Genomic DNA, 14,659 nt, shown 5'->3' on the forward strand with positions numbered 1-14,659 from the left:
TGTATCAGTCGTCGATCAGCTTATTGGGAATCGTAAAAACAAATTCCGTATATTCGCCCTGAACGCTTCTTACCATAATCTTGCCGTTGTGAAGCTTTATTATTGAACGGACAATATTAAGTCCCAGGCCTACTCCTGCTGCGTCAAGTCCCCTTGATTTATCAGTCTTATAAAAGCGGTCGAAAACCAAAGGCAGCTCTTCCTCGCTCAGCCCCTCACCGCTGTTCTTGATTGAAATTACGGTCATATATCCGACGGGAGTAAACGTGAATTCAATATAACCTCCGTCATTTACAAATTTTATGGCGTTTTCAATAAGATTATACATGACCTGATGAATAAGATCGCTGTCGGCGTACAGCATTACCCTGTCAACGTCCAGTCCTTTTATCTCGATATGCTTCTCCTCAAGACGGTTCTCAAAGGTAACGAGGGAATCAACAATCGGTTCAAGCGCCGAAAAATACTGCATATCAGGCTTAAGCTCCCCTGCCTCTATCTTGGCAAGATTAAGCATTGAACGTACAAGCCTTGTAAGACGGTGAACCTCTGAGGAAATAATTTTAAGATAATGCCGCTCCTCTTCCTTTGGGATAGTTCCGTCAAGCAGTCCGTCTACAAAGCCCCCGATCGAGGTCATAGGCGTTCTAAGCTCATGTGAAACGTTTGCCACAAAGCTGTTTCTCATTGTATCGTAGTTTTTCAGCGACGCCGCCATATCATTGAACGCATTGCTCAGCTCTTCAAACTCCTGAACATTATAGGTAGGAAGTGCGACCGAAAAGTTTCCTTTTCCTATTTCCTTTGAAACTGCAGCGATCTCCTTTACCGGCTCTGTAAGCTTCATAGTAGTAAAATACACGATTATAAGTACGATTATAATAACAATAACCGTAGATATCCCGAATATCTCCATAATATTCCAGATATAATAATCCTGATTGGACTTTGTGCTTACAGCAAGCAGATAATAGGACGGACCGTTAGCCTCAAAGGATATTCCGACAATATGACACTGCTCTTTAAATGAGCCGTCAAAATCTCCGTAGACATAGCTAGCCTCCGAGCCGAAGCTGTCAAGCATTGCCTGTGGTATTTCTACGTCGGCATATGTTCCGTCATAATTAGAGCTTATAAGCACTCCGCCGTTTTTGTCGGTAAGAATAAAATCGGCGTTGCAGCCCATTGAATATTCCTTTATTTTATCCGTTACCCGTTCCTTCCAGTCCGAAGGAGAAGCTATCATAACGCTTTTTGAATCCTCCGCAAGAGAAAGCACGTTTTTCTCCAGCAGATCCTTCTTTTCCTCAAGAAAATACCGAGAAGAAACAAGCAGTAATACTGCTCCTAAGCATATAAAGCTTATGAGTATTACTGCTGAACAGATAACAAAGTATTTAGAAAAAATGCTCCGGCGATTACTCATGTGCGTTTTCAAGAGCCTCAAACTTATAGCCTACGCCCCATACGGTTTTAAGCGCCCACTTATCGGAAACGCCCTCAAGCTTTTCACGAAGTCTTTTTACATGAACGTCTATAGTTCTTGAATCACCGTAATACTCAAAGCCCCAGACCTCGTCAAGTAACTGATCGCGGGTATATACGCGGTTGGGATTTGAAGCAAGATGGAAAAGCAGCTCAAGCTCCTTAGGCGGAGTATCTATAACCTTTCCGTCTACTCTCAGCTCGTATCTCGTCATATTTACAGAAAGCTTGTCATACTTTACTTCCTTGATCTCAGCTTCTCCTGAGGCCTGTCCTACTCTGCGGTATACCGCTTTGATCCTGGCAATAACCTCCTTGGTATCGAACGGCTTTACAACGTAGTCATCAGCGCCCAGCTCAAGTCCCAAAACCTTATCAAAGGTTTCTGACTTAGCCGTTATCATAATTATCGGCACATTAGATTTCTTTCTTATCTCACGGCATACCTGCCAGCCGTCTATACCCGGCAGCATAATATCAAGAAGAATAATATCCGGCTTCAGAGCGTTGAATTTAACAACTGCTTCCTCTCCGTCGTGTGCAAGTATAACTCCGTACCCCTCTTTTTCAAGATAAAGTCTAAGAAGCTCGCAAATATTCTTGTCGTCGTCGACAACCAAAACTCTGCCCAATGACATATAATCTTCCTCCTTATAATCAAACTATACTGCGGTTTTTTAATTTTGAACAATCCGCAAGTTAATTTTCAATTAATATAAGCATTATAACAAATTCACAATCAGATATATTGTATATTTAGTTAATATATTATTAATATTCTGTAAATTTCAAGAATATCGTTAAGCAAGGTTTATAAAGTGACAATAATTAAGTTAATTAATTAATAATACTGGCTTTATATGTAAGCAAATATGACCGATGAATAAAAAAACATATACGCTGTTTTAATCTGTTAAAAATTGTCCAAATTATATTATATATAAAATGCATTTTTGTGCAAGCCTACAAAGTTTCAGAAAATTACGCATATAGACTTGAAATTTCTGAAAAAGGTATTATAATATAATTAGCACTCAAAGATAAGGAGTGCTAACACTTGAAAAGCTTGTCTGCTAAAAAGCTTTATTTAAAGCAGTACAAACAAATAAAAATCAAAAGGGATATATTCCCTGATAAAATCAGAAGGAGAGGATCATTATGACAATCAAACCGCTTCAGGACAGAGTAGTTATTAAAATGGTAGAAGCCGAGGAAACCACTAAGAGCGGAATCATTCTTGCCGGCTCCGCAAAGGAAAAGCCTGAGGTAGCTGAGGTAGTTGCAGTAGGTCCGGGTAAAAAGGACGTTACAATGGGCGTAAAGGAAGGAAACAAGGTTCTTATCAGCAAGTACAGCGGCACAGAGGTAAAGGTTGACGGCGAGGAATATACAATCGTTAAAATGGATGATATTTTAGCTGTTGTAGAATAAACTGACGCATTATTATAATAGTATATGGCAATTTATAAGAATTAATCGGAGGTTGATTGAAATGGCAAAAAATATTATTTACGGCGAGCAAGCCAGAAAATCCCTGCAGACCGGTATTGATAAGCTTGCAGATACGGTAAAGATAACAATGGGACCTAAGGGAAGAAACGTTGTTCTTGACAAGAAATTCGGTTCTCCGCTGATCACAAACGACGGAGTTACTATTGCAAAGGAAATTGAACTTGAGGACGCTTTTGAGAATATGGGCGCTCAGCTCGTCAAGGAGGTTGCGACTAAAACCAACGACGCTGCAGGAGACGGTACGACTACCGCTACACTTCTTGCTCAGGCGCTTGTACGCGAGGGTATGAAGAATATTGCCGCAGGCGCAAATCCTATGGTAGTAAAAAAGGGTATGGCAAAGGCTGTAGACGCTACAGTTTCTTCTATCGTTGAGAACTCAAAGAAAATTGAAGGCTCTGCCGATATTGCAAGAGTTGCGACTGTTTCCTCCGGAGATGAGAGCGTAGGCGACTTGATTGCAGAAGCTATGGAAAAGGTAACAGCCGACGGCGTTATTACTATCGAGGAATCCAAAACTGCCGAAACCTACAGCGAGGTAGTAGAGGGAATGCAGTTCGACAGAGGCTATATTGCTCCTTATATGGTAACTGATACCGAAAAAATGGAAGCTGTTCTTGACGACGCTTACATTCTCATTACCGATAAGAAGATCTCAAATATTCAGGAAATACTTCCTCTTCTTGAGCAGATCGTTCAGTCCGGAAAGAAACTGCTTATAATTGCCGAGGACGTTGAGGGCGAAGCTCTTTCAACCCTTATCGTAAACAAGCTGAGAGGAACATTTACCTGCGTTGCAGTAAAGGCTCCGGGCTTCGGCGACAGAAGAAAAGAAATGCTTCAGGATATTGCTATTCTTACAGGAGGTCAGGTAATTTCCGAAGAGCTTGGACTTGAGCTAAAGGAAACTACAATGGATCAGCTTGGAAAGGCAAGACAGGTAGTTATCCAGAAAGAAAACACCATTATCGTAGACGGCGCCGGATCGTCCGACGATATAAAGGCAAGGGTTCATCAGATCAAGGCTCAGATCGAAACAACTACCTCTGATTTCGACCGTGAAAAGCTTCAGGAAAGACTTGCGAAGTTGTCGGGCGGAGTTGCTGTGATCAAGGTTGGTGCCGCTACAGAAGTAGAAATGAAGGAAAAGAAGCTGCGCATTGAGGACGCTCTGGCTGCTACAAAGGCGGCAGTAGAGGAGGGTATCGTTGCCGGCGGCGGAACGGCTCTTATCAATGCTATGCCGGTCGTAAAGAAGCTTTGCGCCAAGCTTGAAGGCGATGAGAAAACTGGAGCTAAGATCGTGCTTCGCGCTCTTGAGGAGCCTGTACGTCAGATCGCTGCTAATGCAGGTCTTGAGGGAAGCGTAATTATCGACAAGATCGTACGTTCCAGAAAGGTCGGCTACGGCTTCAACGCTTATACCGAGGAGTACGTTGACATGATCCCTGCCGGAATCGTAGATCCGACAAAGGTTACCCGTTCAGCTCTTCAGAACGCTGCTTCGGTAGCTGCAATGGTTCTTACAACCGAAAGCCTTGTTGCAGATATCAAAGACCCTCAGGCTGATGCCGCAATGGCTGCAGCTGCAGGCGGCGGAATGGGCGGAATGTATTAATCATACCCGCAGGCAGAAATATAAAATTAATCCCGCTGTTCGGAGATTTCGGAACGGCGGGGTTTTTATATTTCAAAACACATACACAAACAATAAAAATCCAATACAGCGGTCAAATATGAATAGAGTGTAAAAAAAGCTGTCAATTAACTGTTCCACTTGACATAATGGTACTATTATGATACAATAGTATAGTTGAAACGAAACATATCATATGCGCTGCTAGCTCAGCTGGATAGAGTGACTGGCTACGAACCAGTAGGTCAGGGGTTCGAGTCCCTTGCAGCGCGCCATGCTTATTGAACAAGACCCATAACTTATTCAGTTATGGGTCTTGTTCAATAAGCATTAAATGCCATTTAGCTATATTATAAGTTAAGCAAGGTGATTGCTTGCGTTTTATAATATAAATGTTTCTTATTTGATGATTTCTTTCGCTCCACTTTTTCCGAGCGGCTGAGATTACATCATACCTCAGACTTTAGCGCCCCTTGTAATTGGACGAAGTGACTGCTGTGTAAACGGCAAGGGCGGACATGATGTAAAAAACATTACGTTATAAGAATGTTGTTTGATTGAGGTGACGCCACATGAAAACAAGGAAAATAGGCTGCGCTTTATTACCGGCGGTCTAACTGCTTGCAGGCTGTGCAAAAAACAAGCACAGCGCAGTCGGACACATACAGTAAAGCGCATTTGGCATATTACGAATGGAACAGGACACGACGCTTCCAGTGTTAAACCGCATTCACTTAACTTTTTAAAGATGGTTTTTTAAGAGAGTTAAAAGTATAAAATCACTGCTGCAAAAGCTACTAACGAAAACAAGAATTGATTGGCGAATTTATTAGCTTCAACTGCCCCGCCCATGGTTTTCATGGACGGGGCTTGTTAATGTTATATCACTTCTGATGACAATACCTGTGACGGAATTTTCTGTTATTCAGAGGGTTTATCTTTGCACGAAAATCTCAGTATATTTTTAGAAGATAATGATTTGGATATAAAAATGTGAGATTGAAATATTCGGCTAGTTGTGATATACTGTTTGTAGCAGACAAAGTGACATATCGGTAGTTGTGTAGGTATTTGCTGTGAACCCTTGGTATTATTCAATTGATATGTTTTGCGTTTTAGCTGTCCTGTCGTCGGTCTTATTATTTGCATTGTTATGCTGCTTAAACGCTGCAAAAATAAAAAAGTAAACGGATTATAATCATTTCTTTAGTTGCAAATATTGCTTTGATTGGTACAGTTGTTGTGTATGCTTTTTCTCATTCAACTTATTATAAATATAATGATTGGTCCATATTGCAATCTGATATCCATATTGTAGAAAAAAGTGTGGAGAGTTTGATTTAGGAGAGATTAAAGACAATAAAAAAGGCAAAGTTGCGTATTACATTTACACGGATAATGGACCTGTCATGCCCGACCACTTAAAACACTATTATTATATTGAGTATGACGAAAATTAAATTGTTTATTCTGTATATGACGCTTGTCAACCGGGTGGTTGATAATTAATCCCAATTTATCGACTAAACCAATAAACAGAATCCATCCAGCCGTTATGATAAATCATTAGGATTTGATATAGGACATTTTGATGATGGTGGCGGATTAGTGAGAATTCGGATTGAATTTAAGAATGCCGTCTGGAAACGAGTTAGGAGCAAATACTCAATGGCTACCAGGAGGATATACACAGGGTGGAATTGTTGAAGCTACAATTACTTCACCAAAACCAAGTGAATATATAATTTCTAAAATAAAATAAATTGAGGTAAAGTTATGAAAAAGATTTTTGAAGAGTATGGTATTGAAATTTTAACTGAAAACGGAAAATATCACGTTAAATATGATGCTGGTGAGATAGTTGAACAATTTGATACAATTGAAATTAGCGAATCAGATGCAATGCGTGCGCAATTAAGTGAAAAAGATGCATATGATTTGATACTTGAAAATCAAATATGATGTACATTAGAGAGATGCTATTAGAAGCGTTAGAAAAAAATGAAATAAAAAACTTTTTATGCGGGGATGGTGAATATAAGATAGAGCTATCGCAGTATGTGCCCGGAGCGCTACCTACAGATACAGGAAGAATTTTAACTGATGCGATTTATGCAGAATATAAAAACAATAGTAAAATAAAAAAGAAATTTGAAGACTCATTAATTGATATGTTAAATGGATCAGTGGTAGAAGCGTATATGGCAGTAGTATATTTTATTGATATTTTATTTGACGAAAAACATAATATAGCTACATTTAAAATAGATAAAGAAAATATATTGCCTTTTTTAAGGGAGATCATTAAAAAGAGAAAAGTAGAATTTATGAGCGAAATAACATTTACAGATGGCATAGTAAAAAAAGAAGCATGGAAGGATATTGTCCGATGGAATAAAGTTTGTCAAATGAAATACGGAATAATTTTAATTGAGTAATTATTTGTAATTTGCCGGAAGATTAGGCAATGCATTAGGAATTAAATTATGTGGAAAGAAAAATTTGATATGTTATCTTTAAAAAAGAGAAAGTATGGTGAAGAATTTAATAAAGGTGTGTCAGAAACTGATATGCATAATTTTAAAGAAACTGTTAAAAAACATTAAGTGCAAGTCTCCCAATTGATTATATAAATGTTTTAAAACAAGTGAATGGATTTAAATTTAATGGAATGATTATGTATGGTGTTGACAAAGACATATATTCAAAAGAAGAAAACCAATCCATAAACGGTTTTATAGAAAATAATCAACTATGGCATAATAATAAAAACTTAAAAAAGTATATTTTTGGATAATATGATATAACTTGGTTTGTATAGAACATTAATTCTAACCATACTGAACTATTAGATAAGCCATCTGGAGATCCTTCTAAAAAATTCAGTGACTTTTTAGATATGTTAGAAAACATGCTAATCAAATGCCAATAATTTTTTCTTTATTAGTAATCATTATTTTTTCAAAAGATATGAGTCCGCAGGATGTAGTAAATGCAATAAATGAGGCATATAAAAATAGAAAATTACGTCGTGGAAATGTATACATAGGAAATTCAAAAACTGGAATTGAGATAAAAATGTTTATTGATGAGAACGGCAAAATAATATCAGCTTTTCCATCAGAACAGGAGTAAAAACATGAATAAATATAAATTGAGAAAACTTAAACTAGATAATAATGAAGAAGTGTTACTAATTGATTTTGAAAATAAGAAGTATGAAATACTATCTACATTTTTAGAGGATGATGTAACACCTTTTGAAGAATGGATAAAAGAAAATTTCGACATGGTAATAGAAGGAAAGGAGAGCAAGCGAGAAATAGCCGGTAATGTATGCGGAGTGGAAATAACTTTACAAAAAACAATGATATATGATATGCTTGCCGAGGACGGAATGGGAAACTGGTGCGAGGTAGACACAAAGGAATTGCGCCAATTGATAGACGAATGGTGTGAAAAAGTCAGAGAATTTAAAGCAGAAAAGAAAAACTCATGAGAAAAACTCTGGTTGAAGTATTTACACAGATGTAATTAGATACATATATGATTTGCGACAGACTACATGACATCGGAGCTTAACCTGAATCCGTCGCAGAGGATGATAACAGGAATAGCTTCCGGAGTGCTGATGGATCATGGTCTTAATAAGGCTGATAATTATTTTAATTGGTCGGGATTAAGACAGAAGAGTGATCTAAGTTATGTTGGTAAAACGGATGCTTATTTAAAAAATAAGCCTTTTAGTTCTGATATGTCGGCAGAAGATGCAGCGAGGTATGATGATTATTGGAGAAATTTAGGAATAGGCTCTGAAAAAACATGGAATGAATATTTATCTTATAATCCAAAGGGTAATATTGATGAATATTTTAAAATTATTAAAGATCAATCTCCTTGGCCGAATGATTTTATTCCACAAAATTCAGTTTTATTACCAGGTGATAAATTTAATATAGTTTTGGACTCTAATCAACCAATAACAAAACCAGGAAGATTTGCTACCACTAACGAAATCAAATGTATTAAAGATGTAAGAAATAATTTAGCGGTTAAAGTCGATTGGAAACAAGACCCAAAAGTTGTTGTATCATATGTTGTGAATGAAGGAGCTCAAATACCTGTTTTAAAAGGTTTAGTAGGACCACAATTAGATTTAAATGCAAATTGTTTTTATCCAGGTGGATATAATCAATTAAATTTATTATTGGGGTATGATGTGGATATGATGAAATACTTAAATATAGGTTCAGTAAAGATAATAGACTGATAAGGAGATAGTAGTATGATTAAAAATTTAAGTTGTAAAAATGGAATAGTTAGTTGGAATGATATTAAACTTAAAATAAAAAATGCTTTTTTGGCAACTGAAAATAAAGGAATTATACAAGTAAAATGCGGTGAGAATTATGTTGAACAAGAAGTACAATTTTACGATGAAAAAGGATCCATGATATTAAAATATAATCTGATTACTAATACATTACTTACTACAAATAGACAAATCGTATTAGCAGAGATCGAACAGGTTATGCCATATAATAATAAAATCGTTATATTATGTAATAAGAATAAAATTATCGTTTTGAATGGTGATGAAGAACAAGAAATTCGTCCAATCAATGGGTATATCTTCAACTATTTAACATTTGAAAACGGCAATTTAATTGTTATATGTAATGGTGATAAAAACCATATGGATAAGTTCGGAAGACTTACAAGAAAATTTAATCTTGATGATATGAATTGCTGTTTAATTGATAAAGGAATTGCGTATTAAATGCAGAAGATTTATCACGTTTTGAGTTAGGAATAGAACGTCTTGACTCAGTAAATGCAGATAGAATATTGGCTGAATCGGCTGATGATATTTTGAATATCAGAAATGACGGAGATATAGTTAGTAATATTGATGATTATTTAAAAAATAAGCCTTTTAGTTCTGGTATGTCGGCAGAAGATGCGGCGAGGTATGAAAATTGGATGAAAGTACGAGAGGGTGAACTTAATATTGACTATATACAAGCAGAGAAAAAACTAAAAATTAAACTTATTACTGATGGATACAACATAATTAAAACTGAGCCAGCTTTGGCGGCTAATGCAGATTGGTACGATATGGGATTTACTAATCCTCCAATTGCTGAAAATACTATTGCTTATACAGTGGAGGCAGGAGATCATTCATATTCAAGGGTATATTTAGAAGGATATAATAATGCTATGAGCAGTTTTATCGTTCGAACAGATGATATAGCAGAATTAACTGCAAATGAAATAGCAAAAAAGTTAGGTCTATCTAAAATACCAAATAAAGTTGTTAACGTTAAATTGCCACCTACAACACCATTGGAAGTTAGTATTGTTGGACCACAACCAAGTTGGGGAACTACAGGTGGTGATATACAATTTGCAATAAAAGATGTAGATTTAAATCCTATTTGGTTTAAAATTATAAATGATTTAGAGTGAAAGGAAAAAAATTATGATAAAATATGATGGCAAATTTATCGACATTTCAGGTAAGAAAATCCAGGTTAAATATACAATAAGGAAAATTGTAGAAATATCAAATCAAGTAATAATATTAATGTATGATGATGAAATTATAGCTAATAATATTGTTTCATTTGATATGAACGGAAACGAGCTTTGGAAAATAAATGATATTTTAAATGTAAAAAGACCAACAGGAAATGTTGATATACAAAACGAAAATGGTGTCTTAAAGGTGCACTCATCTGTTGGATTAGTATTTAAAATAAATGTTGAAACAAGGAAAATTATAAACAATGAATTTTTACGTTGATATAATTATAAAACGTTTATTACTTTGATTGGACTTGATCAGAAGTTTAATATTTCGGGGAATTTTCCAAAATCGTTTTCTGAGGGTATGTCAGCGGAAGTAATGGAAGTATCGTTAATTATGAATGAGAATTTTGATTGTACTCAATTTGTTTCATTTAATTATTCTGAAAATCCAATAAATCAGAATACAATCTTGTCCTTTAAAAAACAAGGATTTACATTGATTGAAAAACAATTTATGAGAAAAGCAAAAATTGAATTTTTTATTGACTATATAGAAAATCAATTTTATGAACTAAAAAATGATAACTTTATTGGTGAATTTGAGGATTGGGTTGTTAAAGATAATCCACCACACGCCATAACAAAGTTTATACAAATGATAAAAGAGTGGATGGATCAAATTAATATATCACATTTCAAAATTTTTTTAACATCTTATAATAGCGGTGCATTAACAACAATGAATACAATTAGTTAAGGAGAGAGCTATGAAGAGAATATGTATTTTTTATTTATCACTTTATATGTTGTTTCCTCTTACATCATGCGGAACATCGAAGGGAGGAGATTCTCACACTAGCAAGCCTTTCGTATTAAATTCAGAAAGTATTTCCAGTACTACAGAATATGTAACATCAGTTCTGAATTTTGACAATTTGTGTACAACTATAGTATGCAATTATCCGGGCAGTCAGAATGAGTTTTATTTCTTTATTCTATGCGTTTTATCGGATGGTGATATATGGGCAACAACTTATTCGTTAAACGCAGAGGGAAGTGATGAAAACAATTTTTTTTATAAGTTGTACAAATGCGATGTCTCTGTTTGGACTCTATGTTCAGAACCTTATTATCTTGGTCAGTTAAAATTGAATGATGTAGAAATGCTTACAGAATATATTTCTAAAATCGATTTGGCAAGTGAGTACTATTCGAGAGAAAAAGATGATATGGGACTTGCTCCAGAAGTTAAAGATAGCGCTTTTTATACAATATACTGCTATGTACCTGACGAGGACGGAGAAAAAAGCTCTTTTCATGTAAAATCATATGGCAATAATACCGGTTGTTCTTATGAAACTAAGGATGTCAATGCTGTTTCAGTTCTTCAAATGATTCAAAACAGCGAGTTCTATAAAACATGGTTAGAAGCTCATACTAAATAACGAAAAAGGAACAGAATGGACAGTATTCCAGATGGAAAACGGGGTCATATCTCCAATCAATATTATCCGCTGATAAATCAGATATAGGAGTGGTGCAGATATGAAAAAGGTCATTTTCTTAACAGCGATATTAATTGCCTTGACAGGCTGCGGCAGTAAAACGGTATATCCGAATAGTTCCGCTGACGAAACAGAAAAGGCTGTTACGTCAAGCTGCACAGCGGCTGCAACATCAAAAAACATCATAGCAACGGGATCATTTGTTACAGAAGCTGTTACATCAAGTACAACTACAAAAAAAGCTGTAACAGAAAAAACAACGACAGCAAAAATTATGGAAAAGCTTCCGGAGCCGCAGAATGTAATGAAGTTAGAGCCGGAAATGATACGTCATGCATCTGAATTGGGCGAAAGAGAAATCATGTATTTTAAGCTGGAGCATCCGGCATTTTACGTTTCAGAATCTCAATTTCGATACAGCGGATTTATGATTCTGTCAAACGGTGAAGTTTATGATATTTCACTTGATAGTTTAGACGATGACTTTCCGACTATCGCCTCCGCTCATGAAAATTTAGAACAGCTGTATAAAAGTATAAAGCTTATGATTTCAGACGGAGAAGATCTGCGTTATGTAGAAACCTTGAATTCTGATACGGTTGATAATTTATATTCGCTGATCTGTCTGGCAGACAACACCAAAGAAGAATTAGTACAGACACTTGACACGTGGCCTCCGAATTCAGTATTAGCGTGTTTTCGTAAAGACGAATCAGGCTCAGTTGAAGGTGTGCATATTGAAACTTCAGGTGCTTACTGGTATTATTATAACGATATTTACCGTCATGAAATTAAAAAATATTTTATATAATAACAATACCGACAACAAATGATTATCAGTCTGCACAGTCACATAAATATGTTAGAAAAAAACTCCGATCTGACTTTCAGACTGCACTATATTGTACAGACAGAACAAAAAAGCCGCCAACGGTATCATAATATTAAGTTTTAAGAAACAAACTGATTTCGCCGTTCAAGCGGAGTCAGTTTTGTTTTTAGCTGAATACCTTGATAATTGTAAAAGTATATGTACTCGTCTATAATGGAACGAGCGTAATTAAATGCTTGAAGCTATCCGCTCTATTTCCCGTCCTGATTTGTAAATTAACTCATCCCCAAAATATATGTCTTTGCCTGCGTAAAGTCCAAATACTCCGTCAGAAAGAAAATCTGTTATTTCCCAACGGCAGGTTGCTGTTTGATTGCGTTAACGGATCGTATGCGTTTGGAAGTCCTGAATTTCGGAAATCGTACCCCCAGCCTGACAGCGTATACGTTTTGTCCGTTGTCGCTGCCGCTAAGGCTGTTATTCCCTCCGACAGCATACATACCGTCATCACGATAGTTACTATCAGTATCCCCAGTCTTTTTAGATTTTTTGTCTGCATTTTTTCACTTTTCCTTTCGTCTTTGATTTTATCTATGTCAACCCCGAAGGGATAATTTTCATAAAAAAAACACCTTAACAGTAATAGTTAAAGTGTTTTCTCATTTTATTCGATCGTTTTCGACACTGTTCATACAGCTAACGCCTGAGTTCTCAATTTTATATTTTAATCCAGTGTCGTAATATATCTGCTTCTTTTTCAATTTTATACCCCTTTTTCTATGTCTTATGCCGTAGTTCTATTTTTTTCATAGCAATTTTAATTATTATACCATATCATTGACTTATTTGTCAACACCATACGACAATATTTTTCTTGTTTAGCTTTTTTATTACAATAAAGACGAATGAAATTTACTGTTTCATTCGTCTTTATTTGACATTATTCCTTTTTTGTGATATATTATTTATGGAGCATACCAGAAACGGTAGGCGGTTGTCCTCTCATTAGCAGAAACCGGAGTATCACTTAGTGTGAAATGGACTGCGAAAGGAGGTTGATAGTATGGAAGTTATTTACATAACTTTAGCTATCTTACTCATAGTAGCTTTAACTGAAGCGATTAAGAGTATAAAAAAGTAGCCGCCCTCGTCCAAAGCACGGCTACTTAGCAAGTGTTAAGGGCAACCGTCTATCGGTATGCTCCTTTTTCATTTTTAGTATATCATGCTTTACTATGTTTGTCAAGTTCTATCGTAACATATACATCTTCCAGTATACTCCGTCTTCATCTGAACACTTTTCAGCATAAACAACGATGTGAACATCAGGATAGGCCGAATATTGGGCATCTACAGTGTTTTTTAATCTTACTGTTATGTCACTATAAGTCCACACTTTAGCGTAATATCTCTCTGGATTATCCCATGAACTGTTGTTGGGCGTCATTTCTCTCTCCATTATAGACATTAATTCTTCAGCTGAAGAATATCCGCAATCAGCGTAAATACTGTCTATAAAGGGCTTTGACTTTTGTCGGGAATACTCCTGCATTTCCCTCACAAGCCTGTCAACATCCGACTGAGTAAGCTTAGCTTGCGCAGCTGTGGTTGTGGTCTGCTTCTTGGTGGTTGTCTTTTTCGCTGTAGTGGTTTTCTTTGCAGTTGTAGTTTTTCTGGCTGTTGTGGTGGTATTTACGTTGCCGCTGTTTCCGTTGTTACCTCCGTTGTTCCAATCCTGATTATCATCATATCCCGGATCATAATCGTTATTGCCGTTATTATCTCCGCCGGAATAATCATTCTCGTTATTATCATAATTATTGCCGCTGTTCTGTTCCTGAGACGCGGTGGTTTTCTTTGTTGTGGTAGTCTTATCAGACTTATCTTTGTCCTTGGCAGTCGTGGTCTTTTTAGTAGTGCCGGAAGTCGTTGAAGCCGACGTTGCCGCAGAAGCCGTAGTCTGAGCAGAGGTTATAAGCTCAGGCCGCCATGTTCCTGCTGCCGATGTAGCAGCAGCTGTGGTTTTCTCGGCCGTTACCTTTACGTCTGCGGTATCGTCAACTGCTCCGCAGGCAGTAAGCGAGGTCAGTATTGCCGCCGATAGCATTATTGCTGTAAGTCTTGTCTTTTTCATTGGATTTCCTCCTATAATTT

General features: G+C 36.4%; 19 protein-coding genes, 1 tRNA gene and 1 pseudogene. 16 read left to right on the forward strand and 5 right to left on the reverse strand.

Going from position 1 to position 14,659, the window contains the following annotated elements; translation table 11 throughout:
- Nucleotides 1-4 precede the first annotated feature (4 nt).
- Together ACYQ0H_RS07360 and ACYQ0H_RS07365 are read right to left on the reverse strand one after the other, a co-directional pair.
- Complete coding sequence (locus ACYQ0H_RS07360; RefSeq protein WP_459812195.1) at nucleotides 5-1,426, reverse strand: HAMP domain-containing sensor histidine kinase; 1,422 nt, start codon at nucleotides 1,424-1,426, stop codon at nucleotides 5-7.
- Complete coding sequence (locus ACYQ0H_RS07365; RefSeq protein ID WP_124099954.1) at nucleotides 1,419-2,123, reverse strand: response regulator transcription factor; 705 nt, start codon at nucleotides 2,121-2,123, stop codon at nucleotides 1,419-1,421. Before ACYQ0H_RS07365 ends, ACYQ0H_RS07360 begins: the two co-directional genes overlap by 8 nt.
- 520 nt (nucleotides 2,124-2,643) lie before the next feature.
- Between ACYQ0H_RS07365 and ACYQ0H_RS07370 the strand changes: the two genes are divergently transcribed.
- From ACYQ0H_RS07370 to ACYQ0H_RS07445, 16 genes and pseudogenes are all read left to right on the forward strand, one after another.
- The gene (locus tag ACYQ0H_RS07370) at nucleotides 2,644-2,916 is read left to right on the forward strand and encodes a co-chaperone GroES (RefSeq protein ID WP_459812196.1); all 273 of its coding nucleotides are present in this window, start codon (nucleotides 2,644-2,646) and stop codon (nucleotides 2,914-2,916) included.
- 61 nt (nucleotides 2,917-2,977) lie between these two features.
- Nucleotides 2,978-4,615 (forward strand): chaperonin GroEL, encoded by a 1,638-nt coding sequence (gene groL / locus ACYQ0H_RS07375; protein ID WP_459812197.1) that lies wholly within the window; start codon nucleotides 2,978-2,980, stop codon nucleotides 4,613-4,615.
- 216 nt (nucleotides 4,616-4,831) lie between these two features.
- Nucleotides 4,832-4,908: transfer RNA gene (locus tag ACYQ0H_RS07380), tRNA-Arg, on the forward strand.
- 1,346 nt (nucleotides 4,909-6,254) lie between these two features.
- Entirely contained in the window at nucleotides 6,255-6,395 is a 141-nt protein-coding gene (locus ACYQ0H_RS07385; RefSeq protein WP_459812198.1) for a hypothetical protein, read from the forward strand.
- Nucleotides 6,396-6,409: 14 nt separating this feature from the next.
- Nucleotides 6,410-6,595, forward strand: a complete 186-nt coding sequence (locus ACYQ0H_RS07390; RefSeq protein ID WP_459812199.1) for a hypothetical protein — start codon at nucleotides 6,410-6,412, stop codon at nucleotides 6,593-6,595.
- Entirely contained in the window at nucleotides 6,592-7,071 is a 480-nt protein-coding gene (locus ACYQ0H_RS07395; protein WP_459812200.1) for a hypothetical protein, read from the forward strand. Before ACYQ0H_RS07390 ends, ACYQ0H_RS07395 begins: the two co-directional genes overlap by 4 nt.
- A gap of 179 nt (nucleotides 7,072-7,250) precedes the next feature.
- A pseudogene (locus ACYQ0H_RS07400) lies at nucleotides 7,251-7,430 on the forward strand (YrhA family protein); the annotation flags it as partial.
- Between the two features lie 125 nt (nucleotides 7,431-7,555).
- Entirely contained in the window at nucleotides 7,556-7,768 is a 213-nt protein-coding gene (locus tag ACYQ0H_RS07405; protein ID WP_459812201.1) for an EndoU domain-containing protein, read from the forward strand.
- 4 nt (nucleotides 7,769-7,772) lie between these two features.
- Entirely contained in the window at nucleotides 7,773-8,132 is a 360-nt protein-coding gene (locus ACYQ0H_RS07410; protein WP_459812202.1) for a hypothetical protein, read from the forward strand.
- A 132-nt stretch (nucleotides 8,133-8,264) separates the two neighbouring features.
- The gene (locus ACYQ0H_RS07415; protein ID WP_459812203.1) at nucleotides 8,265-8,903 is read left to right on the forward strand and encodes a hypothetical protein; all 639 of its coding nucleotides are present in this window, start codon (nucleotides 8,265-8,267) and stop codon (nucleotides 8,901-8,903) included.
- A 15-nt stretch (nucleotides 8,904-8,918) separates the two neighbouring features.
- Nucleotides 8,919-9,413 (forward strand): hypothetical protein, encoded by a 495-nt coding sequence (locus tag ACYQ0H_RS07420; protein WP_459812204.1) that lies wholly within the window; start codon nucleotides 8,919-8,921, stop codon nucleotides 9,411-9,413.
- A gap of 68 nt (nucleotides 9,414-9,481) precedes the next feature.
- The gene (locus ACYQ0H_RS07425) at nucleotides 9,482-10,105 is read left to right on the forward strand and encodes a hypothetical protein (RefSeq protein WP_459812205.1); all 624 of its coding nucleotides are present in this window, start codon (nucleotides 9,482-9,484) and stop codon (nucleotides 10,103-10,105) included.
- 13 nt (nucleotides 10,106-10,118) lie between these two features.
- Nucleotides 10,119-10,442, forward strand: coding sequence for a DUF7957 family protein (locus tag ACYQ0H_RS07430; RefSeq protein WP_459812206.1), 324 nt, complete (start codon nucleotides 10,119-10,121; stop codon nucleotides 10,440-10,442).
- Nucleotides 10,443-10,466: 24 nt separating this feature from the next.
- The gene (locus ACYQ0H_RS07435; protein WP_459812207.1) at nucleotides 10,467-10,925 is read left to right on the forward strand and encodes a hypothetical protein; all 459 of its coding nucleotides are present in this window, start codon (nucleotides 10,467-10,469) and stop codon (nucleotides 10,923-10,925) included.
- 10 nt (nucleotides 10,926-10,935) lie between these two features.
- Complete coding sequence (locus tag ACYQ0H_RS07440) at nucleotides 10,936-11,613, forward strand: hypothetical protein (protein ID WP_459812208.1); 678 nt, start codon at nucleotides 10,936-10,938, stop codon at nucleotides 11,611-11,613.
- 100 nt (nucleotides 11,614-11,713) lie between these two features.
- Entirely contained in the window at nucleotides 11,714-12,484 is a 771-nt protein-coding gene (locus ACYQ0H_RS07445; protein ID WP_459812209.1) for a hypothetical protein, read from the forward strand.
- Nucleotides 12,485-12,624: 140 nt separating this feature from the next.
- On the opposite strand, the gene ACYQ0H_RS07450 is transcribed toward ACYQ0H_RS07445, so the two are convergent.
- The 3 genes from ACYQ0H_RS07450 to ACYQ0H_RS07460 all read right to left on the reverse strand — a co-directional run bounded on the left by ACYQ0H_RS07450 (nucleotide 12,625) and on the right by ACYQ0H_RS07460 (nucleotide 14,639).
- The gene (locus tag ACYQ0H_RS07450) at nucleotides 12,625-12,720 is read right to left on the reverse strand and encodes a hypothetical protein (protein WP_465249830.1); all 96 of its coding nucleotides are present in this window, start codon (nucleotides 12,718-12,720) and stop codon (nucleotides 12,625-12,627) included.
- Between the two features lie 113 nt (nucleotides 12,721-12,833).
- Nucleotides 12,834-13,064: a hypothetical protein gene (locus ACYQ0H_RS07455; RefSeq protein WP_459812210.1), complete on the reverse strand. Its 231-nt coding sequence runs from the start codon at nucleotides 13,062-13,064 to the stop codon at nucleotides 12,834-12,836.
- A 690-nt stretch (nucleotides 13,065-13,754) separates the two neighbouring features.
- Nucleotides 13,755-14,639: a hypothetical protein gene (locus ACYQ0H_RS07460; RefSeq protein ID WP_459812211.1), complete on the reverse strand. Its 885-nt coding sequence runs from the start codon at nucleotides 14,637-14,639 to the stop codon at nucleotides 13,755-13,757.
- Between the last annotated feature and the right edge of the window lie 20 nt (nucleotides 14,640-14,659).

This window comes from Hominimerdicola intestinalis (assembly GCF_054655215.1).